The organism is Victivallis vadensis, from assembly GCF_003096415.1.
Classification (GTDB): domain Bacteria; phylum Verrucomicrobiota; class Lentisphaeria; order Victivallales; family Victivallaceae; genus Victivallis; species Victivallis vadensis.
This window is the reverse complement of sequence record NZ_QEKH01000001.1, coordinates 1-26,905: the sequence shown is the minus strand read 5'-3', so window position 1 is coordinate 26,905 and position 26,905 is coordinate 1. Positions and strand designations below refer to the sequence as shown.

Sequence of the window (26,905 nt, the reverse complement as noted above, 5' to 3'; positions counted from 1 at the left end):
AATTCAGGCCTTCTTTCTGGCAATCAGGGTAATGGGATGATAGGTGAGCGGGAACTTGCCGTCCCCGAGTTGAAACCGGCGGTAACCGGCGGAAAATTCTTCGAGCCGCTTCCGGGTCCAGCGCAGCGGACCGCCGGTCGCGGTCACCCCGGTCGCCTTCAGGTGTTTCAGCACCGCCAGCGGAGTATCGAAGCGCGGCTTGAGCAGCTCCTGCCGGAAGCCGATCAGGTCGAACTCACGGCTGAACAGTTGCTGAAGACGGCCGGGGTCGAGGTAACGCAGTCCGCTGCCGGTCAGGTCGGCGATCTCATAAAGATTCTCCGGCCCGAAGGTGGTGACCGCCAGCAACCCGCCGGGATTCAGTGCTCCTGCCAGCTTTTTCAGCAGCGCGGGCAGGTCGCTCATCCACTGGATCACGGCGTTGGAGAGGATCAGGTCCAGCGAGCCGGGCAGGGGGATTCGCTCCACATCCCCGGCGATGAACTCCGCCCGCTCCCGGTTGCGGTGAAAGCGGCTCCACTCCTCCACAAGATCGAGCAAATAGAGTTTGCCGTAGTCGAAGCTCTGTTCGATCCGGTCAGTCAGAATGCCGGAGCCGCATCCGAGTTCGAGGATACGGGGAAAGTCGCGTTCGCCGGTCGCGAGCCGGAACAATTCCAGCAGCTCCTCCGCCATCAGGCGCTGGACCTCCGCCGCGTGGTCATAGCTTTCCACGCTGCGGCGGAAACGGCTGCGGACCAGATTCTTATCCAAGTTTTCCAAGTTCGGCCACCTCGGGATAAAGGGCAAAAGGATAATGGGGCGAATCGATTTCAACGATCCGGCTTTCGGTCATCTGCCATGCGGCGCGCTGGGCGGCGGGAGAAAAGATCCGGTCCCGGCTTCCGATCACCGCCAGCCGGAACAAATTGGCTGGAATGAGCGACTCCATGATATTGTGCAGCAATGAGTTGAGTTCGTTCTGCTGCGACTCGGCGGAACGGCCGGAACCGGGAAACGCGGCCAGTTCGGCGCGCCCCCCCGCCAGCCGCAGGTTGAACCGCTCCCGGGCGCGTTCTTCAAGCCAGTTGGCGGCGGTTCCGGCGAAGATGTCCGGGGCGATGCCGTATTCGGCGCTGACCGGCTGAAGCGTGCCGTTGACCGCGACCGCGTCGGCAAATGCAACCTCCTTGTTTTCAAAATATTTCGCGGCGGACCAGACGCCGAGCGACCATGCGGTCAGGCGGATTTCCCGGTAACCGGCCAGCAGCGGCAACAGGTCGAGATCGAAGCTGGTGTAATCCCAGACCGCCAGCAGGTCATCGGCACCGGCGAGGGCGTGCGCGACACAGTCGTCCATGCTCCAGCCGTTGAAAAAAAGTTCAAGCACGGGAGTGTGGTTCTGTCGGATGAATGCCGCGTTCACAGGAGCTTCCCCACTGCTTCGATATCGCTTTCATCCAGCGCGGCGGTCAGCGAAAAGCGCAGCCGCGAGGTGTGGGCCGGAACCGTCGGCGGACGGATCGGAAAGACCAGAAAACCGTTGTCCTGGAATTTTTCCGCCATCAATTCGGCATCGCGGTCTTCTCCGACCATGAAGGGGACAATCTGCGAATCGCCGTCCTTTTTCACTCCGGCGGCAGTGAAAATCGCCCGCAGCCGGTCGCTCATGCGTTTGAGTTTGGCGCGTTCGGCATCCATCTCTGCCGCATGGCGCAGCACGAAGTCGCTCCAGTTCAGCACCACCGGGGGCAGCCCGGTCGTGAAGATCAGACTGCGCATGTGATTGACCAGATATTCGCGCACCTCCGGCTCCATGATTGCGTAGGCCCCGGTCGAACCGAACGCCTTGCCGAAAGTGCCGATCAGTACATCCACCTTGCCGGCCACGCCGAGCTCGGCGGCCAGCCCGGTTCCCCGCGGGCCGCGCACTCCGACCGAGTGGGCCTCGTCGACCACCAGCACGGCGTCATATTTTTCCTTGAGTTCCACGAGTTTGCGCAGATCGGCGAGGTCGCCGTCCATGCTGAACACCGACTCGGTCACGATAAAGACCTGCCGGTAGGCGGCGCGCTTCGCGGCGAGCTGTTTTTCCAACTGCTCCAGGTCGAGATGAGGGTAGCGGCGGAATTCGGCGTCGGCCAGTTTCAGGCCGTCGATGATGCTGGCGTGGTTGAGCTTGTCCGACAGGATCAGGTCGCCGCTCCGGGCCAATGCGGGCAGCACGCCGATGTTGGTGTGGTAGCCGCTGTTGAACACCAGCGCCGAACGGCCGTTGTAAAGCTCACTCAGAGTCCGCTCCAGCCGGTTGTAGGCGGGCGTGTTGCCGGTCAGCAATCGGCTGGAAGCGCTCGACTGCGCCAGTTCGGGCGTCGAAAGGTCGGCGGCGTACTGTTCGTAAAATTTCCGGCGCAACTCCGCGTCGCCGGAAATACCCATATAGTCGTTGCCGGAAAAATTGCAGTAGCGTCTGCCGTGATAGACCGCCCGCCCGTGCGGTTCCGGCGCGATTTCGCGCAGCACCCGGAGCCTTCCGGCCGATTTCAGCGCCGCGGCGTCGGCGGCGAGTTCTTCCAACCAGGACATATTGCATCCCCCTCATTTGATGAAATTCATTTTCTTACTATAGCACCTCAATCATCAAAAATCGAGTGAACCGGCTTGCAAACCCGGCCGTTTTGTTGTAGATTATAGTCGTTCTGTTAATTTATCATTGTTTTGAAATCGTTTCATAACTGAAATCACAAGGAGTTCATCCACATGGACAAGGTAAAAGTCGGTATTATCGGCGTCGGCAATATGGGGAGCGGACACATCGGATTCGTGAAGAACATCCCGGAAGCTGAACTCGTGGCAATCTGCGACATCGACAAGGCCAAGGCGGACGCCAAGGCCGCCGAAGCCGGCTGCAAGGCCTATTATTCGACGGATGAGCTTTTTGCGGCGAAAGCGGTCGATATGGTGATTATCGCAGTGCCGCACTACTCGCACACTCCGATCACCATTCAGGCGTTTGAAAACGGCGTGCATGTGCTGTGCGAAAAGCCGATTGCGGTGACCAAGAGCGACGCGCAGAAGATGATCGACGCCCACGCGAAGCACCCGGAGCTGCGCTTCGGCCTCGTGTTCCAGCAGCGCACCAATGAAGCGCACAAAAAGATCAAGAAGCTGATCGAAGGCGGTGAATTCGGCAAGATCGTCCGGGTCAACTGGATCGTGACCGACTGGTTCCGTTCGCAGAGCTACTACGACAGCGGCACCTGGCGCGCCACCTGGGCGGGGGAGGGCGGCGGCGTGCTGCTGAACCAGTGCCCGCACCACCTTGACCTCTTCCAGTGGTTCTTCGGTTTGCCGGTCAAGGTGCGCAGCTCGGTCTCCATCGGCAAGTACCACGATATCGAAGTCGAGGACGATGTGAACACCTACTGCGAATTCGCGGACGGCTCCACCGGCAACTTCATCACCTCCACCGGCGAATTTCCCGGCACCAACCGCCTTGAAATCATGGGTACCCGCGGCCGCATGGTCTTTGAGGACGGAGTGATCAGATTCCGCCGCACCGAGGAGGATGTGAACCACTTCTGCCGTACCACTCCGGAATCTTTCCCGTCGATGACCACCTGGGATATCGAGGTGCCCTACAAGAAGGACTCCGGCAACCAGCACCAGAACGTCGTTGCGGCCTTTGTGAAGGCGGTGCTCGATCCGAAAGCCAAGCTGGTTGCGGATGGCGAAGAGGGAATCCGTTCGGTCGAATTCGGCAACGCGATGCTTTACTCCGGGCTGAAGCACGAGGATGTGGCGATCCCGATGGATACCGCCAAATACGACGCGATGCTGCAGGAACTGATCAAAAACTCGAAGTTCGTGAAAAAAGAGGCCAAGGCCGCCATCGTCGACATGAGCAACTCCTACTGAGGAAAATAAAAGATGCGCCGGATGGAACGTCAGCTGGAATTTCAGCAGATATTGGAGATTCTGAAGGATGCTTCATTCGGCGATCTCGCCTTTCTGGACCACGGCCGTCCGGCCGTGGTGCCGCTCTCTTTCGGCTTTCAGCAGGAAGAGAAGCGGCTGGCATTTTTCTTTCACTGCGCCCCGGAAGGGCGCAAGATTGAGGCGTTGCGGGCGAATCCCGCCGCCTCGTTTTCGGTCGTGAGTCGGGCGGATGTTGTGCTGGCGGAACCGGCCTGCCGCTCGACCATGCACTACGCCAGCGTAATCGCCGACGGCGAAATTTCAGAACTCACGGTTCCGGCGGAGAAAGCAGCCGCACTTGATCTGATCATGAACCACTACGGCGCGGCCGGGCATTTCGATTATCCGGCACCGATGCTCGAACGTACCGCCATCCTGAAGCTGACCGCAAGTTCCATCACCGGCAAATCCAACTGCCGCTGACCGATTCAGCGGTGTTCGGTGTTTTTATTCTGCCGCATTGATGACGAGCCAGGCCATATAACCGACGAAGACCGCGAGCAGCCCTCCGCCCTCCCAACGGTTGATCCGGCTGCCGCTGCGCACCATCGGATAGAGCAGGATGGTGTAAAACAGCATCAGACTCCAGTCGATCCACGTGATGCCGCTCGCCTGAACCGGGCGGATCAGCGGCGCGATCCCCATGATGCACAGGATGTTGAAGATGTTCGAGCCGACCACGTTGCCGATCGCGATGTCGTCCTGATGGCGAATCGCCGCGACCACCGAAGTCGCCAGTTCCGGCAAGCTCGTACCGATTGCCACCACCGTCAGTCCGATCACCGCCTTGCTGACGCCGAGTGCATCGCCGATGGCGACCGCGCCTTCCACCAGCAGATGCGCACCGCCGACCAGCGCGGCAAGACCGACCGAAACCAGTGCAAATGCCGTCGGCAGCTTCATATTGCGGTTTTCTCTGACCTCATCGGCCACTTCATCGTCAGGCGCGCCGCCGCCTTTGAGCGCGGTGCGCACATTGCAGAGAACGTAGCCGATCAGCAGCAGGAAAAAGACCGCCCCCGCAATCCGGCCGATGCCGCCGGTGGCGATGCCGAGGCCGGAAAGCAGCAGCGAAACCGCAATCAATACCGGCACGTCGAATTTCAGCAACTGCTTTTCCACCGCCAGCGGCGTGATCAGCGCGGAAAGTCCGAGAATCAGCCCGACGTTGCAGATATTGGAGCCGACTACATTCCCGATCGAAATATCCCCGGAGCCGGCCAGCGCCGCCTTGACGCTGACCACCAGTTCCGGCGCACTGGTCGCGAATGAGACCAGCGTCAGGCCGATGATCAACGGCGGAATGCCGAGGCGGGCGGCGATTCCGACGCCTCCCTTGACCAGCCATTCCGCGCCGTAATAGAGCAGGGCGATTCCGGCGAGCAGTTGAATTGCAATCAGCATAGATTCCCCTTGTGGATTAAAAAGGCCGAACCGGCTTTGGTATCCGGTTCGGCCATATCGTGTATTCGGATGGGATTACTTGTTGGCCAGCTCGAACTTCTTCATGAATTCGACCAGGGCCTGCACGCCTTCCATCGGCATCGCGTTGTAGATGCTGGCGCGGCAGCCGCCGACCAGACGGTGCCCCTTGAGGTCGGTCAGGCCGTTCTTTTTCGCCTCCGCGACGAAAGCGGCGTCGAGCTCTTCCGACGGAGTGCGGAAGACCACGTTCATGCGGGAACGGTCCGCCTTCGCGACCGGAGTCTTGTAGAAGTCGGAGGTGTCGAGGAAGTCGTAGAGATACTTCGCCTTTTCATTGTTGATCTTTTCGATCGCCGCGACGCCGCCGAGCTCCTTGAGCCAGTCGGTGACGAGCGCGAGCATATAGATCGCGAAGGTCGGCGGAGTGTTGAACATCGAACCGTTTTCGATATAAGTGCTGTAACGGAGCATGGTCGGCACCTTTTCCTCGACGGTGCGGGCCGCAAGGTCCTTGCGGATCACCACGAGGGCCACGCCGCTGGGACCGAGGTTCTTCTGGGCGCCGGCGTAAAACATGCCGAAGTCGTTCACATTGAAGACGCGGGACATGATGTCGCTGGACATGTCGGCAATCATCGGCACTCCCGGAGTCGGAGTCGGCATCACCTGATACTGGCTGCCGGCGACGGTGTTGTTGCTGGTGATGTGCATGTAAGCGGCATCGGCGGTGCGCTTCCAGGTGTCGGCGGCCGGGATGTGGTCGTATTTGGCTTCACGGCTGGAAGCGACGATGTTGACGTTGCCGAAAAGTTTGGCTTCCTTGGCCGCCTTGTTGCTCCAGACGCCGGTGTCGACATAGTCGGCGGTGCCGCCGTTGAGCAGGTTCATCGCCAACATGCAGAACTGCATGCTCGCACCGCCCTGAATGAAGAGCACCGCGTAGTCATCGGAGATATTCAGGAGTTCGCGGATATTCGCTTCGGCGCGGTCGATGACCGGCTGGAAGAGCTTGCCGCGGTGGGAGAGCTCCATGATGCCGCTGCCGCAATTCTGATAGTTGGTGAATTCGGCCTGCGCGCGTTCCATGACTTTCTTGGGCAACATAGCCGGACCGGCTGCAAAATTATAAACTGCCATGATCAAATCTCCTGAATATATGGTTGTTTATTGCGTAGGTGATTATAAAATATACCACGGCAACTGTCAATTGCAAATGAAATTTACCGGAAATCTCTGATTCAGCAGGAGTTATATTGAGGCTGGATAAAAAATGGGGTGGTAGACCGGACTTGAACCGGCGACCTCCTGGGCCACAACCAGGCGCTCTAACCAACTGAGCTACAACCACCATTTTGTCGTTATGTCATATAAGATAACCGCTGTATTCCGGAAATGCAAGCTCGGCTACCCTCAAAACACACATTTTTTTGAATTATTTTCGCTTTCCGGAAAAACGACGCGGCTCCGACGCCCGGAAAAGTTCAGGCCAGCCGGTCAATTCACCGGAGAAAAACTTGAAAAAGCTCCCCGGCTGTGCTATTTTCTTTGTACTATTATACCTCTTTACCATAGTTAAATAAAATTTACAGTTAAGGATTGCTGCATCATGGATTTCTCCCGGTATTTTCGCGATTACCCGACTCCCGACGGTCATTTCGGTCCCTATGGCGGTGCGCATCTGCCGCCGGAGTTGCTGGCGGCATTCGAGGAGATCAGCAACGCCTATCAGTCCATCTGCCACTCCGCTTATTTCATCAATGAACTGCGGCGTATCCGGCGCGAGTTTCAGGGGCGGCCGACTCCGGTCTATCACTGCGACCGGCTCTCTCGCCTGATCGGCAACTGCCAGATTTACCTGAAGCGCGAGGATCTGAACCATACCGGTGCTCATAAGCTCAACCACTGCATGGGGGAGGGGTTGCTGGCCAAATTCATGGGCAAGAAGCGGCTGATCGCCGAAACCGGGGCAGGGCAGCACGGCGTCGCGCTCGCAACCGCCGCCGCCTATTTCGGGCTGGAATGTGAAATTCACATGGGCGAAGTCGACATTGCCAAGCAGGCTCCCAATGTGACCCGCATGAAAATCCTGGGCGCCAAGGTGGTGCCGGTCTCCTTCGGCCTCAAAACCCTGAAGGAGGCGGTCGACTCGGCTTTTGAATCCTATGCGCGCAATTACAAGGATTCCATCTACTGCATCGGCTCGGCGCTCGGCCCGCATCCGTTCCCGCTGATGGTGCGGGATTTCCAGTTCTGCATCGGCGAGGAGTCCCGCGAGCAGTTCAAGGCGATGACGGGCCAGTTGCCGGATGCGGTCTGCGCCTGTGTCGGCGGCGGCTCCAATTCCGCCGGCTCCTTCGCCGCGTTTCTGAACGATCCGGTCGACCTGTACGGCGTGGAACCGCTGGGGAAGAGCTCGAATCTCGGCGATCACGCGGCAACGCTGACCTACGGAACGCCGGGCTCAATGCACGGCTTCGACAGCTATATGCTGAAGGATCAGGAAGGCGGACCGGCTCCGGTGTATTCGATCGCCTCCGGTCTCGACTATCCGTCGGTCGGCCCTGAACATGCGTTCTGGAAGGATTGCGGCCGCGTCAACTATGTGACGGCGACCGACGAAGAGGCGGTGGACGCCTTTTTCAAGCTCTCCCGTTATGAGGGAATCATTCCGGCGCTGGAAAGTTCGCACGCGATCGCGTATGCGATGAAATGGGCCAAGACCCATCCGTACGGCGCGATCCTTGCCACCTGCTCCGGGCGCGGCGACAAAGATGTCGATTATGTGGTGGAGCATTACGGCTACGGCGAGAAATACAAATTTGAATCAGGAGAGTAATTCATGACCCGCGAACTTGAAATCGACGGCAGGCTCTATTCCGGAGTCGAACTTCACACCCGGCACGCCGTGATGCTGCTGATTCAGGGCGAACAGGGCAATCTGGGATGCGGCTACTTCTCGCTGGCTCCCGCCGATAAACTCGGCGACCGTTTCGCGATCGTGACCGGCGTTAAAAGTTTTTCCGATATGCTCGAAGCCAAAGTGGTCGCCGCCAGCAGTGCGGCGCTGGCCTGCGGCGTTGAAATCGGCATGGCGGGGCGAGCCGCTCTGGCCTGCATGGAAAAGTAGGAAGCATCCATAAAAAAGGACCGGTTTCCCATGCGGAACCGGTCCTTTTTTCGCAAATCAGAATCAGTCATCAATCTCGACATCAATATCGGAGAAATAGACCGCTCCCATTGCAGACTGCAATCCGAGGCTGATCGCAACCTCTTTGGCATTTGTCGGGATCGCGGCTTTGACTTTGCATTCCCGCCAGTCGTAAGAACCGGATTTCCCGGTCGTAATATCAACGTACTGCCTGGTGCCGTCCGCTTTGGTGATCACGATCATCATCTTGACGCCGAGGTAATGCTTGGGGGGCTGACTCACATTTTCAGCTTTGACATCGGCGGAAAGCTCAATGACCTTTCCCCGCACTTTGTCGAGATCGAGCTTGTACTGGATCTGGCGGTTGGCGTCGGAAGCGCCGCTGGCAATGCGAATGGCCGGTTTTCCCTTGGGGCCGCCTGTCGGCAGCAGCGTGGCGAACTGCGACGAGCCCCACCGCTTCAGCAGTTCCGGGGTGCTGGCCATGTTTTCCTCGACATTGTCGCCGGCGAAAAGCGCGGTTCCGCCGAACAGCATCAGGCCCGCCAGGCCGAGAGTGGTGAATTTCTTCATGATTTTTTCTCCTTATGTTAAGCAGGGAGCGCAATCTCCCGTTTCCATCAGTAACCTACATCAAATCACCGAAAAGTCAAGAATCTTCGGGATTATCTGTAAAAATCCCGGAATTTCCGTTGAAAAAAACACCGGATGGCTGTAATGTTGCACCCTGTCGTTTTAGTTGGTAATCATTTGGGATTTGCGATGAAAATTTCAGTAGTGACCGTGGTCCGCAACAATGTGGAGCACATAGCCGAAACGATCCGCTCCGTGCTGGACCAGAATTACCCGGAGCTGGAATATATCGTGATCGACGGCGCCTCCACCGACGGCACCGTCGACGTGGTCCGTTCCTTCGGGGACCGGATCGCGCAGTTCGTCAGCGAACCGGACCGGAGCCTGTACGACGCGATGAACAAGGGAATCGCCCGGGCGACCGGCGATGTGGTCGGCATGATCAATTCCGGCGACCGTTATCTGCCGGGCGCGCTGGAACTGGTGGCGAAGTCGTTCGCGGGGCATTCGCTCGATGATACGATTTTCTGGGGTGATGTGCAGTATGAGTTCCTGGGGCGTGTGAAAGGCTTCCGGCCGCACAACCTGAAACGCGGGGCGTTCGCGCCCCATCCGTCGATGTTCGTGCCGAAGCGCATCTACGACCGGATCGGCGCCTACGATATTTCGTTGCGCTTCCTGGGGGATTACGACTTCATGTACCGCGCGATCAACCATCACGGCCTGAAGCCGCTGTACGTGCCCGAGCTTGTCGCGTTCTACCGGGAAGGGGGGCTCTCCGACCGCAATATCGTGCCGTGCCTGAAAGACGAACTGACCGTGAAACTGCGTTACGGACAGTCGCCGCTCATCGCCAGAACCGTCTATATGCTGAAGTTAATCAAAAATCTGCGGCGGATTTTGCTTGCAAACCGCTGAAAATGGTATATATTATCAGGATATGTGCGAATTAACTGGATGTCAGTTCATAATAACCCGTAAGGAGCAAGAAAAAGAATGTATGCTATCATCAAAACCGGCGGCAAACAGTACAAAGTGAAGACCGGCGATCTGGTCGAAATCGAAAAGCTCGATACCGAAGTCGGCGGCAAGGTCACCTTCGATGAGGTTCTCGCGATCGGTGAAGAAGGCGGCAAGCTGAACTACGGCGCCCCGGTTCTGGCGGGCGCGACCGTCGAAGCCGAAGTCAAGGATCAGTTCCGCGGCAAGAAGGTCATCGCTTTCAAGATGAAGCGCCGCAAGGGCTATCGCCGCACCCACGGCCACCGCCAGAGCCTGACCCGCGTTCAGATCGGCGAAATCAAAGGCTGAATCCGAATTTGAGAGGATAATCATCATGCAGTACGATGCCAATGGCGCGTTGATCCAGACGGAAATTCCGGGACTCAAGCTGATCAATCGCGGCAAGGTGCGCGACGTCTACGATCTCGGTGATGCGCTGCTCTTTGTGGCCACCGACCGGCTCAGCGCGTTCGATGTGGTGATGCCGAACGGTGTGCCCCGCAAGGGCGAGGTGCTGACGCAGATTTCGCTCTTCTGGTTCGACCTGATGCGTGATATTCCGAACCACCTGATTTCCGCCGATGTCGCCTCCCGTCCGGAGCTGACGGCGTATGTGAAGGATCTGCAGGGACGTTCGATGATTGTCCGTAAGGCGAAGGTGCTTCCGGTTGAGTGCATCGTGCGCGGCTATCTGGTCGGCAGCGGCTGGAAGGATTATCAGAAAACCGGTATGGTCTCCGGCCTGAAGCTTCGCGCCGGCTATCAGCAGGCGTCAAAGCTCGACGAGCCGCTGTTCACTCCCTCCACCAAGGCTGAAATCGGTGATCATGATGAGGCGATCTCTTTCGAGCAGGTCGGCGGAATCATCGGTGCGGATAAAGCGGCGGCTCTTCGCGAGCTCTCGCTGAAAATCTACAGCACGGCGCGGGATTATGCGGAAAAACGCGGCATCATCGTAGCGGACACCAAGTTCGAATTCGGTGAAATCGACGGCAGGATCATTCTGGTCGACGAAGTCTTGACTCCGGATTCGAGCCGGTTCTGGCCTGCGGATCAGTATCAGGTCGGCACCAGCCCGGTCAGTCTCGACAAGCAGTACGTCCGCGATTATCTCGAAACGCTCGACTGGAACAAGACCGCTCCCGGTCCGGAACTTCCGGCCAATGTGGTGAAGAAAACCTCCGATAAGTATCTGGAAGCGTACCGGATGCTGACAGGCAAATCCCTGTAGGCGGCGGTTTTGCAATGCAAGGGGCGGTGGAATGGAAATTTCGCCGCCTTTTCTGTATTTCCCGATGTGACGACTATGTTTGATATTCTGAATCATTTTACGATGTTGCAGATCGGTACGCTGATGATCAGCGCGATCCTGATCGGCATCAATAAAACCGCGATCCCGGGAATCGGCGTATTGCCGGTGGTGCTGTTGACCATGGCATTCGAGGGGCGGCTCTCTACCGGGCTTCAGTTGATCATGCTGGCGATGGCCGACCTGATCGCCGTGGCCTATTACCGGCGGAATGCCGACTGGAAGATCGTGCTGCGGCTGCTGCCGTGGGCCTGGGCCGGATTGGCCATCGGTTCTTTTATCCTGCATGTGATTCCGGAAGACAACGACCGGATCATGCGCATGATCATCGGAGGGATTGTGCTGGTGCTGGCACTTCTGAATTACATCCGCAGCCGCCTGCCGCAGGAGAAGATTCCGACCGGCCTGGCGGTTTCGGCCGGATGCGGTACGCTGCTCGGCGTCACCACCCAGATTGCGAATGCCGCCGGGCCGGTCGCGGCCCTTTACTTTCTGGCGATGCGGCTGCCGAAGACGGTCTATATGGGGTGCAGCGCCTGGTTCTTCCTGATCATCAACTGGACCAAGCTGCCGATTTTCATCTGGGAGGGACGGATTACGCTGCAGGCGTTCCGGATCGACCTTCTGATGATTCCGTTCCTGTTCATCGGCGGCGCCCTGGGTGTGTTTCTGCTGGCTAAAATGCCGCAGAAGCTGTTTGAGAACATCATCCAGATATTGGTGGTGATAACGGCAATCAAACTGTTTTTCTGAGGAATTTCAATTGAATTTGTCTTTTTTGCCGCTATGTTATAAAATATGTTGTCCGGAATACCGCGCACATTTCAGCGCGGCGGCATTTCACTCGAACAAAAAGGATTTATTTTGGAAGACGGTAGTTTACTGCTGCTGCAGTTGCTTTTTCTGGGGTTTCTGATTCTGCTGAATGCGTTCTTCGCTTCCTCCGAAGTCGCGTTGATCTCTCTGAAGCCGGCGACGGTCCGGCGGCTGGGGACCGAAGGCGGACGGCGCGGACGCCGGCTGGCCGATCTGGTGGGAAATTCCGGCCGTTTTCTGGCCACGGTTCAGGTGGGAGTCACGTTTGCCGGTTTCATGGCGAGCGCTTTCGCGGCGGACACGTTTTCCGAACCCGTTACCGGCTGGCTGTACGGTTTGGGTTTTCAGTTCCTTTCCAAGAAGATTCTCGGCGGAGTCATCATGGTGGCGATCACCATTCTGCTCTCCTATATTTCGCTGGTGTTCGGCGAGCTGGTCCCGAAGCAGCTCGGACTGCGTTATGCGGAGGCGGTGGCTCTGAATGTCGCCGGCCCGATCGACTTCATCGCCAGAGTGACCGCCCCTTTCGTATGGTTCCTGAATGCCTCGGTGAACTTCGTATTGCGGCTCTTCGGCGTGACGCTCGGCAATTCGCAGGAGGTCACCGAGGAGGAAATCCGCATGATGGTCGATATCGGTGAGGAAAACGGTGCGATCGAAAGCGACGAAAAGCGTATGATCGAGAATGTGTTTGAATTCAACAACACCACCGCTGCCGAGGTGATGACCCACCGTACGGAAATGGTGGCACTGGATATCGAAGCTCCGCCGGAAGAGGTCGAAAAGGTGTTGATGAGCTGCGGCTTTTCCCGCGTGCCGGTTTATCGCGAGGATATCGACGAAATCATCGGCTTTCTTCATTTCCGGGAATATCTTTCCGCCAAGGTGCAGGGGAACAGCGCGCCGGATATCCGTAAGTTGCTCAAGCCGGTCTATCTGGCGCCGGAGACGATGCGGGCCAATATCCTGTTCCGCAATATGCAGAGCAAGAAGTTCGGAATGGCGATCATTCTGGATGAATTCGGCGGCACCTCCGGCCTCGTCACCATCGAGGACCTGCTTGAAGAGATCGTCGGCAGTCTGTACGACGAATACGACGAAGCGGACATCGAAATCGAACAGCTCGGGGAAGGGGAGTGGCGCATCGACGGCTCCATGCGGCTGGATGAAATTTCGCGCCGTCTCGATCTCGCGCTGCCCGAGGAGGAGTACGATACGATCGGCGGGCTGGTGTTCGGGATGCTGAACGAGGTTCCCACGGTCGGCGCGACGGTGGAGCTGCCTGTTTCCGGCATCTCAATCCGGGTCGAGTCGGTCGAGGAACGCCGGGTGGACAAGGTGATCCTGCAATATACTCCGCCGCAGGAAGAAGAATCCGGCGAATAATTACAGATGCAGGAGTTTCGCCGCATTCCGGTGAAAGATCAGTTCACGCTCCGCTTCGCTCAGTGGCAGGGAGCGGATGTAATCCACATGTGCTTTCTGCGGACTCCACGGGCTGTCGGTTCCGAAAAGAATGCGCTCCGCGCCGTGCTTGCGGATGATCGCCAGCAGCCGTTGCGGCGGAAGCCGGTCCGGCGTCAGCAGCGCAAGGTCGAAATAGACCGGCAAACCCGCCAGTTCCGTCTCCACAGCATCCCACATTTCCATGGAGCCGAGGTGCGCCAGAATCAGCTTCAGCTCCGGAAAGCGTCGGTGAAACGCCGCCAGCCGCGCCGGATCGGAATGCCACGGCGGTTTGAACATCACGTCGCAGCCGGCATGTGTGATTACAAATAAATCCAACTCAACACAGCGTTCCCAGACCGGATAGAGCCGTTCATCCGCAAAGTCGAACTGCTGGTATTCGGGATGCAGCTTGATTCCCGGAAGTCCCTGTTCCGCAATATACTTCAGGGTGTCCGGCAGGTGCGGGTCCCCCGGATGGATCGAGCCGGTCAGTCCGATGTTTTCCGACCGCTCCGCCGCCGCCCATGTGTTGATGCCGCGGCTGTTGGCCGGGCGGGTCGCGATCGGCAGCGCGAGAGAATAATCGATCTTCGCTTCACGCATGGAAGCAAGCAGCCCGGCCCGGCTCCCGTCAGTGTAATGGCCGATTCGCCCCTCGACGGCGGCGAGTGCTTTGCCGACGACTTTAGCCGGGTAATAATGAGTATGAAAATCGATGATCATCTGATAAAAAAAGCGGAACCGGCTTTGAAGCAGATTCCGCTGTCGGATTCAAGAGGTTTCTATCGGCGCGGCTGGCGCTCGATCGGCGCTTTCGCCAGCGTCTGGAGCCATTCGACATTCGGGAAGTAATCCAGGTAGAACGAACGGATCAGCGTTTCCTGCCCCTTGGTGCCGTATTCCCAGTCAAGAATCTGCGGACCGAGTTCATTGCGGACATTGGACTGGTCAAAGACGATGTCCGACGAGAAATACGGGAACAGGTCGCCGAGGAAACGGCTCATCAGCTTGTTGTCCATGGTCGGCGCGACTTCGCCGCCGTCGACGGTCACGCCGTCGAGACGAAGCACGCTGCAGATGGTGTTTTCGATCTGGCGGGTCGAAACCGGGCTGTCGCCGGTGATATGATAGGCGCGGTTGCAGACCGGGCGCTGAAAGAGCGCGGTGATCGCCTCCTGTACATAGTCGATCGGCACAAAGTACACATGCTCGGAAGGTTCGGTCGCGAAATTGATCTGCAGATTCGCCCAGTCGACCGGATTCTGCCCATGCTTGGAACACTGATGGCTCTTGAGTTTGCCGAGAAATTCGAGAATGCGGTAAAAGGCCAGCGGCTTGCGGATCCGGCCGTCGGAACGGCGTCCGGTCACGATGGCGGGACGGTAGACCGTAAACGGAATGCCGGAGTTGCGGACCAGCATTTCAGCTTTGTACTTGCTCTCTTCGTAGGGATTGTTGAAACCGTTGTCGACCGGTTTGTCCTCGATCGCCCGGCCGACCAGCTTGCCGGCGATATAGGCGGTTCCGACGTAGTGAAACTCCTTGACCTTCAGCAGTTGGGCCAGCTTCACCATGTTCTCGGTGCCGGTGTAGTTGATCCTGAAAGTCTTGCCGGTCGGATCCTTGCCGAGATTCACATCGGCGGCGCAGTGGAACACAATGTCGGTTCCCTGCAGCAACGGGTCTTTCGCCATCGCTTCGGGGTCCATGGTGACCACATCTCCCTCGATCACCTTCACGGATTTCAGAATCCGGTCGGCCAATTCGGGGCAACCGTCGAATTTACATTCGTCGCGAATGATCTCCTGCGTTCTCTGCAAGGCACTCTTCACCGGAGATTTGCGGGCAAGGCATACAATCTCGTAGTCTTCCCGTTCGCGAAGCAGCGCAACCACAAACGCACTGCCGACCAGACCGGTGATCCCGGTCAAAAAGATCTTCTTCATCAGTCACCTAGTTTATTTTTCGTGAGCATAGAGTACAAGAGTTTAACTATACACCCAAACAGGGAAAATTCAAGCACACCCTCAAAGAAATTCGACCGATTACGGTAAAAAGCCGGAGCCGGCCCATGAATTCCATCCGGAAAATGCTTGACTTTGAAGTGTAATGCCATTATGTTATAAAATCAGGAGTATCCATATATACAGAAAGAGGTGCGCGCCGATGAAGATGATTCCCTGGTCTGCTTTCGCAGTCACTTTGTGCCTTACGCTGCTGGGAGTCGCCGGCTGCGGTGATTCCGGAGACGGAACGGATGCCGCTTCCGGAAAGCTGTCCGTTTACACCGGTCTGCCGCCGATCGCCTTCATGGCCGCCCGAATCGGCGGCGATGCGGTTAGCGTCAAGTCGGTTCTGCCTGAAGGAAGAAGTCCCCACGATTACTCCCCGTCCCCGCGCGATATCAAAGGAGTGGCTTCCGCGACGCTGTTCCTGACCACCCGCATGGTATTTGAAAAGGCCCTGACGCGGCCATTTGAACACAGCAAAGTCAGGATCGTCGATGTCTCGGCGGGAGTGCCGCGCATTCCGTTTGACGGCGCCGGCTGCACCGATCCCGCGCACCATCACGATCACGTGAACGAAGCCGATCACAACCACCCCGGCGACCATCCGGACCACTATCACCATGACGACGGCTGCAGTGACGACGGGCTGGATCCGCATATCTGGCTCTCGTTGGCCAACGACCGCATCATTGCGGAGAATATCTGCCGTGCTTTCAGCGAAGCGGCACCGGCGCACGCCGCCGAGTTCCGCAGGAATACCGATGCGCTGAAAGCGCAGCTAGCGGAACTGGAAATGGAGATCCGGGAGAAGCTGACAGCGCACAAGGGAGGGGCGTTCTACGTGTATCATCCCGCTTTCGGATATTTTTCCGCAATGACCGGTCTGAAGCAGGTCGCGGTGGAAAAGGGAGGACGCGAGGTGACTCCCGCCCATTTCGCCGACGTGATCCGGCGGGCGCGGGCGGATAAGATCAAAGTGATTTTCATTCAGCCGCAGTTCAACCCGGCCAGCGCGAAGGCGCTGGCCGACGCGGTCGGCGGCAAGGTGGTGGAGCTGGATCCGCTCGCATCGGACCTGCCGGCCAATTTCCGTAAAATGGCGGATGCGCTGGTCAACGGCTTCACCGAAGAAAAAGGACGGTAACGGAATTTTATGCATACCAGCGACGCGATCATCGAAATCCGCGAACTGACGTTCGGCTACGACGCCGGCAATCCGGTGTTGGATTCGATCAACCTGACCGTGAAGCGCGGCCAGTCCGGCTGCATCGTCGGTCCGAACGGCGGAGGCAAAAGCACGCTGCTGCGGCTTCTGCTCGGTCTGTTGACTCCCGATCGCGGCACCATCCGCATTTTCGGCGAATCGCCGGCTGCGGCCCGGCTGCGAATCGGTTACATGCCGCAATACCACCAGCTGGACGGGGCCTTCCCGATCACCGCGTTGGAGGTCGTGCTGCAGGGGAGAATCCGCAGGGGGTTCTGGGGATGGTATACCGCCGCAGACCGGGCGGCCGCGATGGCGTCCCTTGAGGAGATGGGAATCGCTTCGCTGGCTCCGCGCAGCTTCGCCGCGCTTTCCGGCGGCCAGCGGCAGCGGGTTCTGATCGCCCGGGCGCTTGCCTGCGAGCCGCAGCTCCTGCTGCTGGATGAGCCGACGGCCAATATCGATCCCGGAGCGGAAGAACAGTTCTATGCCACCTTGAATATTCTGAGGCGGCGTATGACCGTACTGACGGTTTCGCATGACCTCGGCTTCGTAAACCGGGAAATCGACCTGGTGATCTGCGTAAACCGGCAGTTGACGGTGCATCAGGCGGGTGCGTTCAACGCGGAGACCGCCAACGCGGTTTACCACCACGAAGTCAACCTGATTCAGCACGATCACTCCTGCTTCTGCAGCTGCAAGCATCCGGAAGAGTGCGGGGAGGGGCGGAAATGATCGCGTTTCTCCGGGAATTGATGCAGCCGGAATGGATGTTCCTGAGGTATGCGCTGCTGGTCGGCGCGCTGGCCAGTCTGTCGCTCGGCGTGATCGGCACGATGGTGGTGACGCGCCGGATCTCCTCGCTGGCCGGAGCCAGCGCCCATGCCGCCCTCGGCGGCGTCGGCGTCGCGCTGTTTTTGCAGCGGGTCTGCATGTGGACCGGTTTCACGCCGATGCTCGGCGCGGTGATCGGCGCGATGGCGGCGGCGCTGCTGGTCGGGGTGATCAATCTCTGCGCGAAGGAGCGCGAGGATACGATCATCAATGTGGTATGGGCGCTTTTCATGTCGGTCGGTCTGCTGTTTCTCGCCCGCACGCCGGGAGCGATCGACCTGCAGGGATATCTGTTCGGCAATATCGTGCTGCTGGACCGCTCCGCAATCTGGCGGACGATGGTGCTGGATGTGGTCGTTCTGGCGCCGACGGTGCTCTTTTACAACAATATTCTGGCGATGTCGTTTGACGCGACATTCGCCGAGCTGCGCGGTATCCGGGTGAAAATCTTCTATCTCGGGCTGCTGGCGCTGACGGCGCTGACGATCGTGCTGCTGATCGATGTGGTCGGCATTATTCTGGTGATCGCGCTGCTGACGCTGCCGGCCGCTACGGCGGGATGCTTCACGCGGCATTTGTGGTCGATGATGATCCTGTCCTCGATTCTCAGTTGGGTGTTCGTTACGGCGGGTCTTCTGGTCAGTTCCCGCTATGAATTTCCGGCCGGTCCGATGATTGTGGTTCTGGCCGGCGTGGTCTATGTGGTCGGCCTTGCGGTCAGTTCGCGCCGCAAGGCGCGCTGAACCTGCGAAAGAAGGGTGAGAAAATGAAAATGACAAAACTGTTGATCCCGGCGGCGATCGCGCTCCTGACGCTGTTCGTTGCGGCCGGATGCGGAGACAATACGGTCGAAGGCTGCCTGAATAAGGCCAATGAATACGCCACCGGCGGCGACTGGAAAAGGGCGTTGAAGTATACCCGGAAGGCGACGGAGCTTGCTCCGGAAAATGTCTCCTCTCTGGTTTTCCGTGCCATTGCCGCCGAAAAGGCAGGTGAGCGCGATCTGGCGGTCAGTTCCGCCACCAAGGCGGTCGGCTGCAATCCTGACAGCTTTTCCGCGCAATATACGCTCGGGCGGCTCTATTCCACGGATCCGACCCGATATGCCGAAGCGATGAATGCCCTGCTGAAAGCGCTGCGGCTCAAGCAGAACGACACCAACACGCTGGTGCTGCTCTGCAATGTGGCGGTTGCGATGCGCTCCAATCAGACGCTGACCTTCCTGATGGCGTTGAAGCGGCTGCCGGAGTTTGCGAACAATCCGGCACTGAACAATCAGCTCGGAGTCTATTATGTTTCCCGCGGTGATTACGAGGCGGCGAAACGGGCGTTTCTGGCGGCGTGCTCCCGGGACTCGAACAATCCGGAAATCGTATTCAACACCGCGACGTTCATGGAACGCTATACCAACTCCAAAATGAATGCGAAAAATTTCTATCGCCACTATCTGCGGTTGATCTCGGACCGGCCGGAATATGCCGCCCGGCGCGATGAAGTCGAGGCGCGTCTGCAACGGCTCAACTGAGCGGATGGCGGGGAAAATGAATTTCGGCGTCTCCAAAGATATCATTGAGGACATCCGCGCCCGGTGCGACATTGTCGAGCTGATCGGAACCTTTGTACAGCTCAAGCGCTCCGGAACCAACACCTACAAGGGGTTGTGCCCGTTCCATCAGGAAAAGACTCCGTCGTTTCACGTGGATGCTTCCCGCCAGACGTTTCATTGCTTCGGCTGCGGCAAGGGGGGCGATGTTTTCCGCTTCTATATGGACAAGGAAAATGTCGGCTTCGTCGACGCGCTGCACATGCTTGCCTCGCGAGTCGGCGTGGTGATCCCGGAAAATTCCGGCGGCGGTGATCCGGGGGAGGGAAGACGGCGCGCCAATGAGCGCGAACGGCTCTACCAGATCAATGAAGCGTTTGCCACTTTCTTCCATCAGGTATTGGTCCGCAATCCGAATTCACCGGCGGCGGAGTATCTGCGGCGGCGCGGCATTCCGCCGGAGGTGGCGGAACGGTTTAAAATCGGAGCCTGTCCCGATGAGTGGACGGCCTGTCTGGATTACGGCCGCAGCCTTGGATTCACCGACGAAGAGCTGGTCACCTCCGGGATCATCCGGAAAAAGGCCGAGACCGGCCGCTGCTTCGACCACTTCAAAGGCCGCCTGACCTTCGCGATCGAAAACGAGCAGGGCAGGGTGGTCGGATTCAGTTGCCGTTCCCTTGAAGCAAAACCGCTGGCCGGCGGCAAATACATCAACACCCCGGAAACCCCGATTTTCAAAAAAGGCAATCTGCTCTACGCGCTGCCGCTGGCGCGCAAAATGATGAGCGACAGGAATATGGCGGTGATTTGCGAGGGGCAGCTCGACTCCATCGCGTTCCACCGGGCCGGAATTGAATGCGCGGTGGCACCGCAGGGAACCAGCTTTACCGAAAATCAGGCCCGGATTCTGAGCCGCTACTGCAACCGGATTTACCTGGCGCTGGATTCCGATTCCGCCGGCCAGAAAGCCATTTTGCGCGATGTGGAGATTCTGCTGCCGATGTCTTTCGATATCAAGGTGGTCCGCATCCCCGGCGGCAAGGACCCTGACGAACTTTTCGCGCACGGCGGAGCAGCTGCGTTGCAGCAGGCGCTGGACGATTCGGTATCGTGGCTGAAGGTTTTGTGCGATTCCTTGCCGCAACGCCATGATATGGGTTCGGCGGCCGGCCGGGGACACGCCGCCGTCGAGGTTGCCGGTTATCTGAACCGGATCACCAACCAGGTGGAACTGGAGCTGTACGTGCGGGATGCCGCAATGCTCCTCGGCGTCAGCGAGGACGCGCTCTATGCGGAGCTGCGGCAGGTGAGCCGCAAGGCCCGGCGCAACGAGGAGTTCTCCCGCGGCGGCCCGGCGGCGGAACCGGCGTACACACCGAATACCGGGGAATTCATCCCGCCCCGGCCCCGTTCGGAGAACCGGCCCTTGCCGGGAATTCAACAGGAGGATCCCTGTTCTCCGGCCTTGCTGACTTTGCTGGAATTGGCCGTCAACTCCGAAACGGCGGCCCGGCAGATCGCGGAACTGGTGCCGCCGGAAGAGTTGCCGGACTCCAATCCGATCGCCAGAGCGGTCAACCTGACTGTGAACCTGGCGCTGAATGGAGAGTTCGAGCAGGTTCCGGCGGAGCTTTCGGAACTGCTGATCGAACATCCCGTGCCGGAGATCAGCCGCATATTGGTCAGCGAATTCGTCTGCAAGGACATTCCGACCGCCGTTGAGGAGTCGGCCGCCGAATTGCGCCGCCAGTTTAAAAAGGAGGAACAGCGGCTGCTGATGCTCCAGATGAAAAATGCGTCCACGCCGGAGGAGCGGCTTGCTCTCCTGACCCGGCTTCAGTCGATGTCATGAACAGAAAGGCAAAGAGAATGAAAACCGGATACATCACTGCTGCATTGATGCTCGCCCTGCTCGGAACCGGCTGCGTCCGGGAAGTCACGGAACAGCCCTGGGGCAAAGGAATTGCGGAACTGCCGGAATATCCTCCGCTGGCCGACTACAAGCTGAGCCTCAATCTGATCAGCAAACGCGAGCTGATCACCGGGGAAGGGGGCAGACTGATGTTCGCCCTGAAAAATATCGACAACAAGCCGATTCGCCTGGTGGAATGGTATGTCAACGAACCATACAATGTGCAGGTTTACTGTCAGCCGTGGTTCCCGGGGATGAACGGACCGGATCCGAATATGTGGATTCCGATCCGGATGGAAATCGATCCGAAACAGACCGGACGTTTCCCGCTGGACCTGATGCCCAACAATGAAGTGCAGATCGAAAAGGAGCTGCCCTTTGTCGACAGCCTGGTCGTCTCCCCCAACGGCGAACGGCGTTATTTCATCAAGGCCGAGCTGAACCTGAAATCAGTCAAGGTGGAGAGCCCGCTTGCCGCGGTCGCGATTCGTTCCCCGGAGACCAAAGGAAAAGTTGTCACAGTTCAGTAACCAGCACCTTTTCCGCCTCCGTCAGGCCCAGCACCGAAGCCAGCACGACATCGACCCGGGAGATCGCGGAAGCATCTCCGGCCAACAGCCGGTCCGCCAGCCCTGACAGTTCAGCGCGGACCGGCGCCGGGAAATCGGGCAGGGGCAGTTGCTCGAGGTCGCTGCGCAGTACCTTGTGCGTATTGAACCTGCTTCGGAACAGCAGTTGATAAAGCCCGGAATTGAACAGCACGGCGATCAGTTTCATCGGATAGAATGCCGGCGGAACGATCAGATTGTTGGCGCTGTTGAGCGTCAGGACGCCCTTTCGGTCCAGAGCGAAGACCAGACGCCTGGAGATGAAGCGGTACACCAGTTTTTCCGGGACCCGGTAAAGGCGTTCCGGCGCACATTGCTGAAATTTTTTCGGATCGAAGAAAATTTCATATTGCGCCGGAGCCAGCCGGTACGGTTGAACCTCCACTCCCCGGACGATCGGCTCGCCGCCGCGGCTGCCGACCGGCAGGAGCCACTTCCGGTTGTTTCCGGTCACGATTCCCAATGCCCATTCCGCCCCGCTGTCTTTCAAAGTCCGGTGCGGATACCGGCTCACCTTCTCCCAGATCGAATTCTCCAGCGGGCCACTTTGGATCACCAGGCCGCTCTCAGGTTTCAGGCTGGTTTGCAGCAGTTGAAACTCCGGTCCGGCCTCCGGCCGAATCTCAATCCGGTGATTGGGAGAAGGCGGAATATTGAGCAGATCAAGGGTGATTGCACCGGTAAAGACTCCGGAAAATTTCCGGCCGCACTCCGCGATGCCGCGCCAGGTACACTCATTCAGCAGTTCGCTTCTGATTTCCGCATGGCGGCGGATATTCAGGATCGCCTCCGGCAGCAGAAAGCGGATGGTTCCGCCAGGAACGGCAAGCGCACGGGCCCGCAACAGGAAGTACGAGAAGCTCTCCGAGAAATTGCGCTTCCGTAAGTACCTGCGGTTCAGGCGGCGGCGAAGCTCACCATCCGCCAGACGTCCCCACGGGGGATTCCCGATCACCACGTCAAACCGGCGGCGCCCGAAGGAATCCGTCAACAACGCATCGGCGCATTTCAAATTGGGCAACGCATCGACTGCCGGAAACGCCAGAAGCAGATTGAGCGCTGCCAGCCGCAGTGCCAGCGGATCCAGATCGATGCCGAAAAGCTGATCAAACTCCCAACCGGCCTCAGCAGCGCCCAATAGAAACTGGCCGCTGCCGCAGCCGGGATCAAGCAATGTGAAGCCATCGTGCGGCGTCAAGCCTGCCGTCATGCTCCGAACCACTTCCGGCGGCGTATAAAAGGAGCCGGCCTGCACCCGGCTGCCGGTACGGCGAAGCGCCTGGTAGAGGAAACCGAGCTGGTCGGAACCGGAAACCGGTTCCACCGGCAGTTCAAACGGCCTGCGGTAATCGGCTGCGGAGAGGACCGATACTCCCAGATCGCGCCGCCAGCCGCGCATGATCCGGGCCACACTCTGCCGCCGCCACCGGGAAGCCGGCGGCAGGGCAGGGGAGAACGGCGTCGCCGGCTCCCATTCGCCGGCTTCCGCCAGCAGCCGCAGCGCCCGGACATACAGAATGCACGCCGGATTGAGCTGCCGCTCCCGGATCAATCGCCGGAGCCGGATGATCTGACTGGCGTCATTGCCGTCTTCGGGACGGGATGGAAAGGGAGTCCGGTAACCGTCTGCATGCCGCTTGTTGGCACGCGCATTCAATCGCGGGACATGGCCCGCCGCAATGGCCCGCTGAAGCTTGTGCACCTGTTCGGCCGGAAAGCGCCGAACCGCCTGCTGATATCCCTGAAGAATGCCGCTTCTGGCCCAATGGTATACCGTGGCTTGTGAAACTCCCAGAAATTCCGCGGCCTCCCGGACGGAGAGCAGGGCATCCATCAAACAAAACTCCCGATTAGAACAGATTATTTACGCTTATAATATAAAACCGATTTTGCTAAAAGCAATTTTACGCTATATTATTATTCAGAGGAATCAAATTCCGGAAAGAGGAGAGAAGAATATGTCGCTGATGCCGTTTGAAGTCAACCGGGATTACCGTTCATTGAAGCGTTTTCTGCGCATTTTGGAGACGATGGCGCGCTACGGCTTCTATGATCTGACGGAAAATATCCATCCGATCAAAAAGATTTACAGCCGAAAAAGTCAGGAGGAACTGGCCGGCAAAAGCCGTCCGGAAAAACTGCGGCTGTTGTTGGAAGAACTGGGGCCGAGCTTCGTGAAGCTCGGGCAGATTCTCTCCACCCGTCCCGATCTGATTTCCCAGAAGTACGCTGATGAACTCTCCAAACTGACCGAGCAGGTCACACCTTTTTCCGGTGAAGAGGTACGCAAGATCATTCAACAGGAGCTGAAACAGCCGCCGGAAAAGCTGTTCCTCTCATTTTCCGAAAAGCCGCTGGCAGCCGCCAGCATCGGTCAGGTCCATGCCGCCCGCCTTCATGACGGAACGGAAGTGGTGGTCAAAATCCAGCGGCCCGGGATCAAGGAGACCATCGAACTCGACTTGGACATCATGCTGTACATCGCCCGCAAGCTGGAGGACTTCAACGAAACGCTGGCCCGCAACGAACCGGTCAAAATCGTCGGGGAGTTCGCCTACTCCCTGCGGCGGGAATTGAACTACCAGTTCGAAGCGGCCAACCTGCTCCGATTTACCAACAGCATGAAGGATTCTCCGGGGCTGGTGATCCCGAAATTGTATTTGAATTACACCACAACCAAAGTCCTGACCATGGAACGGATCTTCGGCGATTCCGCCACCAGGGTGCTGGAGCATCCGGAATTGCGGGCCAAATACGATCTTCCTCTGGTCGCCCATCTCGGGGTGAATCTGATGCTCAAGCAGATTTTCGAAACCGGTTTTTTTCATGCCGATCCACACCCCGGCAATCTGTTTCTGCTGGAAGGCAACCGGGTCGCGTTTATCGACTTCGGCATGATGGGGAGAATCGATGAGCAGGAACGGCGCGACTTCGTGCGGATCATCGACTATATGCTGCGCGGCGAAATTTCCTCCATGACCGACTGCGCCCTGCGCATGACCATTACCGGCACTTACGAAGGCGACCGGGAAGAGTTGGAACGGGACGTCGCCGACCTTGTGGATGAAAACATCAACCTGCCGCTCGACAAGATCAGTGTATCGCATATTCTCGAAGAACTGATGGAGCTGTTCCGCAAATACTCATTGAGCCTGAAACCGAATCTCTACATGATGTTCAAGGCGCTGATTTCCATCGAGCATCTGGGCAGGACCTTCGATCCCGCATTGAAGATCGTCGACATGGTCAAACCATTCATCGAGCGGCTGAAATGGCGTTCCTACGATCCGATGCCGCATTTGCGACGTTTTCTGGATAATTTCGGCGACAATCTGAGCGCTTTGGAAACGCTGCCGACCACGCTTCGCAAACTGATTACTTCCGCTGAGAACGGCAATCTGACGCTGCGGGTGGAGCATCACCGGCTGGATGATATTGAACAGACTATGTATGTGACCGGCGAACGGCTTTCCCGCTCCATGCTCGTCACCGCGCTGCTGATCGGCACCGCGTTGATCATCGTGGCCAAAATACCGCCGTTCTGGAATGATATCCCGATCATCGGCATGTTCGGCTTCGCCGTCTCCGCCGTGCTGGGAGTTATTATTCTGATCGACGACCACTGGCAGCGGCGGAAGTTTCTGAAAGAGCGTGCCCGTCGGAAACTGGATGCAAAAAGGGAGAAAAGAAATGAGTGACGTTCCGTGGAAATCATTGAAAAACGGTTTTGCGATTCCGGTTCTGGGGCAGGGGACCTGGCGCATGGGTGGCGTGGATACGCCGGATACCGCAAACGATGACGCCGACATCGCCGCAATCCGACGCGGCATTGCAACCGGCTTGTGTCATATCGATACCGCCGAAATGTATGCGGGCGGTCACGCCGAAGAACTGGTGGGAATCGCAATGAAAGGGCAGGGGATCAGACGTGCCGATTATTTCCTGACCGACAAGGTCTGGAAAACGCATCTCCGTTACGACGACGTTCTCCGGGCCGCCGAAGCCAGCCTGAAACGGCTCGGAACCGATTACATCGATCTTTATCTGATCCATCAGGTGAATCCGGATGTGCCGGAGGAAGAGACGATCCGAGCCATGAACCGGCTGAAACGCGAAGGAGTAATCCGGCATATCGGCGTCAGCAACTTTTCGGAAGAGCGGCTGAAACGGGCGCAGGCAGCCTCCGATGCTCCGATCGTCGCCAACCAGCTTCACTATAACCTGCGGATCCGGGAGATCGAGCAGTGCGGTCTGCTGGATTATTGCCGTTCACAGGATATCATGGTGATCGCCTGGCGTCCGCTGCGCGGTCTTGACCTCGCTCTGCCGCTGATCGTTACTCTGGCGGAAAAATACGGAAAAACTCCATCGCAGATCGCCTTGAACTGGCTGTTGTGTCAGGAGAATGTGGTGACCATAACCAAAGCTGCCAATCCGCTCCACCTCGCAGAAAATATGGGTGCGCTCGGTTGGGTGCTGGAAAAAGAAGATGCGGAACGTCTCCGCCGGGAATATCCTGCCGAAGCAGTTTCCGATGCAGTTCCGCTGATTTGATCCGAACCGAACAAAGGGCAGGGGGGCAGTCTGCCGAATCCCCCCCTGCCCAATTTCAATATAACACCAGACTCCGGAATATTCCATCCGTCAACTGTTCCTAAACAACGGCCTCATCCTCCACAACACGGCTTCCTGATAGATGCCGTTCTGCCGCTCCACCATAAGCCGTAACATCTGCGGTATCATGAAAACGTTGACAATTCTTCTTCTAGTGTACAAAAAGATTCTTTCCCGCAAATCGACGTAGAGCAGGGGATATGAATCATTCCGGATGGTGCTACCCATCCTGATTTACCCTGCCTCTGCGTTGCTTTCTGGCGCACAAGTAACGTCGCATAAGGAAACGAGTTACGTAAAAAGCCCCGGCGTTGGAGTGTTCCGATGAGCCGGGGCTTTTTGCGTAACGTACATTATGCGGGGAGGCGCTCCCGGAGGGCCGTAAAGCGCCGACCGAAACGTTACTTGTACGCTACGAAGCGAAAAAGGCAGGAAAAGGGAGTGGAGCGAAGCGGATCGGGGTGAGCTGTAGGGGTGGAACCCCTAAAGTAGCAGCGCG

26 protein-coding genes and 1 tRNA gene are annotated in these 26,905 nt (G+C 58.0%); 17 read left to right on the top strand and 10 right to left on the bottom strand.

Annotated elements, in window-relative coordinates; translation table 11 throughout:
• Nucleotides 1-3: 3 nt before the first annotated feature.
• From bioC to C8D82_RS00130, 3 genes are read right to left on the bottom strand one after another with little or no spacing between them, the layout of a single operon-like run.
• Nucleotides 4-762 (bottom strand): malonyl-ACP O-methyltransferase BioC, encoded by a 759-nt coding sequence (gene bioC, locus C8D82_RS00140; protein ID WP_165832725.1) that lies wholly within the window; start codon nucleotides 760-762, stop codon nucleotides 4-6.
• Nucleotides 746-1,405 carry a pimeloyl-ACP methyl esterase BioG family protein gene (locus C8D82_RS00135; RefSeq protein WP_116882233.1) on the bottom strand — a complete coding sequence of 220 codons (660 nt, stop codon included), beginning with the start codon at nucleotides 1,403-1,405 and terminating at the stop codon, nucleotides 746-748. Before C8D82_RS00135 ends, bioC begins: the two co-directional genes overlap by 17 nt.
• Nucleotides 1,402-2,565, bottom strand: a complete 1,164-nt coding sequence (locus C8D82_RS00130; protein WP_116882232.1) for an aminotransferase class I/II-fold pyridoxal phosphate-dependent enzyme — start codon at nucleotides 2,563-2,565, stop codon at nucleotides 1,402-1,404. Before C8D82_RS00130 ends, C8D82_RS00135 begins: the two co-directional genes overlap by 4 nt.
• A gap of 174 nt (nucleotides 2,566-2,739) precedes the next feature.
• Here C8D82_RS00130 and C8D82_RS00125 point away from each other — a divergent pair, with 174 nt between their 5' ends.
• Nucleotides 2,740-3,897, top strand: coding sequence for a Gfo/Idh/MocA family protein (locus C8D82_RS00125; protein ID WP_116882231.1), 1,158 nt, complete (start codon nucleotides 2,740-2,742; stop codon nucleotides 3,895-3,897).
• Nucleotides 3,898-3,909: 12 nt separating this feature from the next.
• Nucleotides 3,910-4,380, top strand: coding sequence for a pyridoxamine 5'-phosphate oxidase family protein (locus tag C8D82_RS00120; protein WP_116882230.1), 471 nt, complete (start codon nucleotides 3,910-3,912; stop codon nucleotides 4,378-4,380).
• Between the two features lie 24 nt (nucleotides 4,381-4,404).
• Here the strand turns inward: C8D82_RS00120 and C8D82_RS00115 are convergent, their stop codons facing one another.
• From C8D82_RS00115 to C8D82_RS00105, 3 genes are all read right to left on the bottom strand, one after another.
• Nucleotides 4,405-5,361: a calcium/sodium antiporter gene (locus C8D82_RS00115; RefSeq protein ID WP_116882229.1), complete on the bottom strand. Its 957-nt coding sequence runs from the start codon at nucleotides 5,359-5,361 to the stop codon at nucleotides 4,405-4,407.
• A gap of 75 nt (nucleotides 5,362-5,436) precedes the next feature.
• On the bottom strand, nucleotides 5,437-6,519 hold the full coding sequence (gene serC, locus C8D82_RS00110; RefSeq protein WP_206212552.1) for a 3-phosphoserine/phosphohydroxythreonine transaminase: 1,083 nt from the start codon (nucleotides 6,517-6,519) through the stop codon (nucleotides 5,437-5,439).
• 134 nt (nucleotides 6,520-6,653) lie between these two features.
• A tRNA-His gene (locus C8D82_RS00105) sits at nucleotides 6,654-6,730 on the bottom strand.
• 258 nt (nucleotides 6,731-6,988) lie between these two features.
• On the opposite strand from C8D82_RS00105, the gene trpB reads away from it, so the two are divergent.
• Together trpB and C8D82_RS00095 are read left to right on the top strand one after the other, a co-directional pair.
• Nucleotides 6,989-8,218 (top strand): tryptophan synthase subunit beta, encoded by a 1,230-nt coding sequence (gene trpB / locus C8D82_RS00100; RefSeq protein WP_116882228.1) that lies wholly within the window; start codon nucleotides 6,989-6,991, stop codon nucleotides 8,216-8,218.
• A 3-nt stretch (nucleotides 8,219-8,221) separates the two neighbouring features.
• Nucleotides 8,222-8,509 carry a DUF1805 domain-containing protein gene (locus C8D82_RS00095; RefSeq protein WP_116882227.1) on the top strand — a complete coding sequence of 96 codons (288 nt, stop codon included), beginning with the start codon at nucleotides 8,222-8,224 and terminating at the stop codon, nucleotides 8,507-8,509.
• 63 nt (nucleotides 8,510-8,572) lie between these two features.
• Here the strand turns inward: C8D82_RS00095 and C8D82_RS00090 are convergent, their stop codons facing one another.
• Entirely contained in the window at nucleotides 8,573-9,103 is a 531-nt protein-coding gene (locus C8D82_RS00090; protein WP_116882226.1) for a hypothetical protein, read from the bottom strand.
• 189 nt (nucleotides 9,104-9,292) lie between these two features.
• Between C8D82_RS00090 and C8D82_RS00085 the strand changes: the two genes are divergently transcribed.
• From C8D82_RS00085 to C8D82_RS00065, 5 genes are all read left to right on the top strand, one after another.
• Complete coding sequence (locus C8D82_RS00085; RefSeq protein WP_165832724.1) at nucleotides 9,293-10,021, top strand: glycosyltransferase family 2 protein; 729 nt, start codon at nucleotides 9,293-9,295, stop codon at nucleotides 10,019-10,021.
• Nucleotides 10,022-10,099: 78 nt separating this feature from the next.
• The gene (rplU, locus tag C8D82_RS00080) at nucleotides 10,100-10,414 is read left to right on the top strand and encodes a 50S ribosomal protein L21 (RefSeq protein ID WP_116882224.1); all 315 of its coding nucleotides are present in this window, start codon (nucleotides 10,100-10,102) and stop codon (nucleotides 10,412-10,414) included.
• 25 nt (nucleotides 10,415-10,439) lie between these two features.
• Nucleotides 10,440-11,336 carry a phosphoribosylaminoimidazolesuccinocarboxamide synthase gene (locus C8D82_RS00075; RefSeq protein WP_116882223.1) on the top strand — a complete coding sequence of 299 codons (897 nt, stop codon included), beginning with the start codon at nucleotides 10,440-10,442 and terminating at the stop codon, nucleotides 11,334-11,336.
• Nucleotides 11,337-11,411: 75 nt separating this feature from the next.
• A complete protein-coding gene (locus C8D82_RS00070) occupies nucleotides 11,412-12,167 on the top strand; it encodes a sulfite exporter TauE/SafE family protein (RefSeq protein WP_116882222.1) in 756 nt (251 codons plus the stop codon).
• Between the two features lie 111 nt (nucleotides 12,168-12,278).
• The gene (locus tag C8D82_RS00065) at nucleotides 12,279-13,616 is read left to right on the top strand and encodes a hemolysin family protein (protein WP_165832723.1); all 1,338 of its coding nucleotides are present in this window, start codon (nucleotides 12,279-12,281) and stop codon (nucleotides 13,614-13,616) included.
• Here C8D82_RS00065 and C8D82_RS00060 read toward each other — a convergent pair whose 3' ends face one another.
• Complete coding sequence (locus C8D82_RS00060) at nucleotides 13,617-14,402, bottom strand: amidohydrolase family protein (RefSeq protein WP_116882220.1); 786 nt, start codon at nucleotides 14,400-14,402, stop codon at nucleotides 13,617-13,619.
• A 59-nt stretch (nucleotides 14,403-14,461) separates the two neighbouring features.
• Nucleotides 14,462-15,625, bottom strand: a complete 1,164-nt coding sequence (locus C8D82_RS00055) for an SDR family oxidoreductase (RefSeq protein ID WP_116882219.1) — start codon at nucleotides 15,623-15,625, stop codon at nucleotides 14,462-14,464.
• A gap of 220 nt (nucleotides 15,626-15,845) precedes the next feature.
• Between C8D82_RS00055 and C8D82_RS00050 the strand changes: the two genes are divergently transcribed.
• The 6 genes from C8D82_RS00050 to C8D82_RS00025 are packed head-to-tail and all read left to right on the top strand — an operon-like array spanning nucleotide 15,846 to nucleotide 21,714.
• A complete protein-coding gene (locus C8D82_RS00050) occupies nucleotides 15,846-16,832 on the top strand; it encodes a metal ABC transporter solute-binding protein, Zn/Mn family (RefSeq protein ID WP_147835618.1) in 987 nt (328 codons plus the stop codon).
• 9 nt (nucleotides 16,833-16,841) lie between these two features.
• Nucleotides 16,842-17,627 (top strand): metal ABC transporter ATP-binding protein, encoded by a 786-nt coding sequence (locus tag C8D82_RS00045; RefSeq protein ID WP_116882217.1) that lies wholly within the window; start codon nucleotides 16,842-16,844, stop codon nucleotides 17,625-17,627.
• Nucleotides 17,624-18,469 carry a metal ABC transporter permease gene (locus tag C8D82_RS00040; RefSeq protein WP_116882216.1) on the top strand — a complete coding sequence of 282 codons (846 nt, stop codon included), beginning with the start codon at nucleotides 17,624-17,626 and terminating at the stop codon, nucleotides 18,467-18,469. The genes C8D82_RS00045 and C8D82_RS00040 overlap by 4 nt, the downstream gene beginning before the upstream one ends.
• Nucleotides 18,470-18,492: 23 nt before the next feature.
• Nucleotides 18,493-19,251: a tetratricopeptide repeat protein gene (locus C8D82_RS00035; protein WP_116882215.1), complete on the top strand. Its 759-nt coding sequence runs from the start codon at nucleotides 18,493-18,495 to the stop codon at nucleotides 19,249-19,251.
• 16 nt (nucleotides 19,252-19,267) lie between these two features.
• Nucleotides 19,268-21,124, top strand: coding sequence for a DNA primase (gene dnaG / locus C8D82_RS00030; RefSeq protein ID WP_165832722.1), 1,857 nt, complete (start codon nucleotides 19,268-19,270; stop codon nucleotides 21,122-21,124).
• A gap of 17 nt (nucleotides 21,125-21,141) precedes the next feature.
• Nucleotides 21,142-21,714, top strand: a complete 573-nt coding sequence (locus tag C8D82_RS00025) for a hypothetical protein (RefSeq protein ID WP_116882213.1) — start codon at nucleotides 21,142-21,144, stop codon at nucleotides 21,712-21,714.
• Here the strand turns inward: C8D82_RS00025 and C8D82_RS00020 are convergent.
• A complete protein-coding gene (locus C8D82_RS00020; RefSeq protein WP_116882212.1) occupies nucleotides 21,701-23,626 on the bottom strand; it encodes an N-6 DNA methylase in 1,926 nt (641 codons plus the stop codon). The two genes, C8D82_RS00025 and C8D82_RS00020, sit on opposite strands and share 14 nt — an antisense overlap.
• Before the next feature lie 124 nt (nucleotides 23,627-23,750).
• On the opposite strand from C8D82_RS00020, the gene C8D82_RS00015 reads away from it, so the two are divergent.
• Both C8D82_RS00015 and C8D82_RS00010 read left to right on the top strand, forming a co-directional pair.
• Nucleotides 23,751-25,490, top strand: a complete 1,740-nt coding sequence (locus tag C8D82_RS00015) for an ABC1 kinase family protein (protein WP_165832721.1) — start codon at nucleotides 23,751-23,753, stop codon at nucleotides 25,488-25,490.
• Nucleotides 25,483-26,346, top strand: a complete 864-nt coding sequence (locus C8D82_RS00010) for an aldo/keto reductase (RefSeq protein WP_116882210.1) — start codon at nucleotides 25,483-25,485, stop codon at nucleotides 26,344-26,346. The genes C8D82_RS00015 and C8D82_RS00010 overlap by 8 nt, the downstream gene beginning before the upstream one ends.
• Nucleotides 26,347-26,905 lie beyond the last annotated feature (559 nt).

Coding starts and splice junctions, on each gene's coding strand:
- C8D82_RS00130 (WP_116882232.1), bottom strand. CDS start 2,565: ATGTCCTGGTTGGAAGAACTCGCCGCCGACGCCGCGGCGCTGAAATCG.
- C8D82_RS00125 (WP_116882231.1), top strand. CDS start 2,740: ATGGACAAGGTAAAAGTCGGTATTATCGGCGTCGGCAATATGGGGAGC.
- C8D82_RS00120 (WP_116882230.1), top strand. CDS start 3,910: ATGCGCCGGATGGAACGTCAGCTGGAATTTCAGCAGATATTGGAGATT.
- C8D82_RS00115 (WP_116882229.1), bottom strand. CDS start 5,361: ATGCTGATTGCAATTCAACTGCTCGCCGGAATCGCCCTGCTCTATTAC.
- serC (WP_206212552.1), bottom strand. CDS start 6,519: ATGGCAGTTTATAATTTTGCAGCCGGTCCGGCTATGTTGCCCAAGAAA.
- trpB (WP_116882228.1), top strand. CDS start 6,989: ATGGATTTCTCCCGGTATTTTCGCGATTACCCGACTCCCGACGGTCAT.
- C8D82_RS00095 (WP_116882227.1), top strand. CDS start 8,222: ATGACCCGCGAACTTGAAATCGACGGCAGGCTCTATTCCGGAGTCGAA.
- C8D82_RS00090 (WP_116882226.1), bottom strand. CDS start 9,103: ATGAAGAAATTCACCACTCTCGGCCTGGCGGGCCTGATGCTGTTCGGC.
- C8D82_RS00085 (WP_165832724.1), top strand. CDS start 9,293: ATGAAAATTTCAGTAGTGACCGTGGTCCGCAACAATGTGGAGCACATA.
- rplU (WP_116882224.1), top strand. CDS start 10,100: ATGTATGCTATCATCAAAACCGGCGGCAAACAGTACAAAGTGAAGACC.
- C8D82_RS00075 (WP_116882223.1), top strand. CDS start 10,440: ATGCAGTACGATGCCAATGGCGCGTTGATCCAGACGGAAATTCCGGGA.
- C8D82_RS00070 (WP_116882222.1), top strand. CDS start 11,412: ATGTTTGATATTCTGAATCATTTTACGATGTTGCAGATCGGTACGCTG.
- C8D82_RS00060 (WP_116882220.1), bottom strand. CDS start 14,402: ATGATCATCGATTTTCATACTCATTATTACCCGGCTAAAGTCGTCGGC.
- C8D82_RS00055 (WP_116882219.1), bottom strand. CDS start 15,625: ATGAAGAAGATCTTTTTGACCGGGATCACCGGTCTGGTCGGCAGTGCG.
- C8D82_RS00050 (WP_147835618.1), top strand. CDS start 15,846: ATGAAGATGATTCCCTGGTCTGCTTTCGCAGTCACTTTGTGCCTTACG.
- C8D82_RS00045 (WP_116882217.1), top strand. CDS start 16,842: ATGCATACCAGCGACGCGATCATCGAAATCCGCGAACTGACGTTCGGC.
- C8D82_RS00040 (WP_116882216.1), top strand. CDS start 17,624: ATGATCGCGTTTCTCCGGGAATTGATGCAGCCGGAATGGATGTTCCTG.
- C8D82_RS00035 (WP_116882215.1), top strand. CDS start 18,493: ATGAAAATGACAAAACTGTTGATCCCGGCGGCGATCGCGCTCCTGACG.
- dnaG (WP_165832722.1), top strand. CDS start 19,268: ATGAATTTCGGCGTCTCCAAAGATATCATTGAGGACATCCGCGCCCGG.
- C8D82_RS00025 (WP_116882213.1), top strand. CDS start 21,142: ATGAAAACCGGATACATCACTGCTGCATTGATGCTCGCCCTGCTCGGA.
- C8D82_RS00020 (WP_116882212.1), bottom strand. CDS start 23,626: ATGGATGCCCTGCTCTCCGTCCGGGAGGCCGCGGAATTTCTGGGAGTT.
- C8D82_RS00015 (WP_165832721.1), top strand. CDS start 23,751: ATGTCGCTGATGCCGTTTGAAGTCAACCGGGATTACCGTTCATTGAAG.
- C8D82_RS00010 (WP_116882210.1), top strand. CDS start 25,483: ATGAGTGACGTTCCGTGGAAATCATTGAAAAACGGTTTTGCGATTCCG.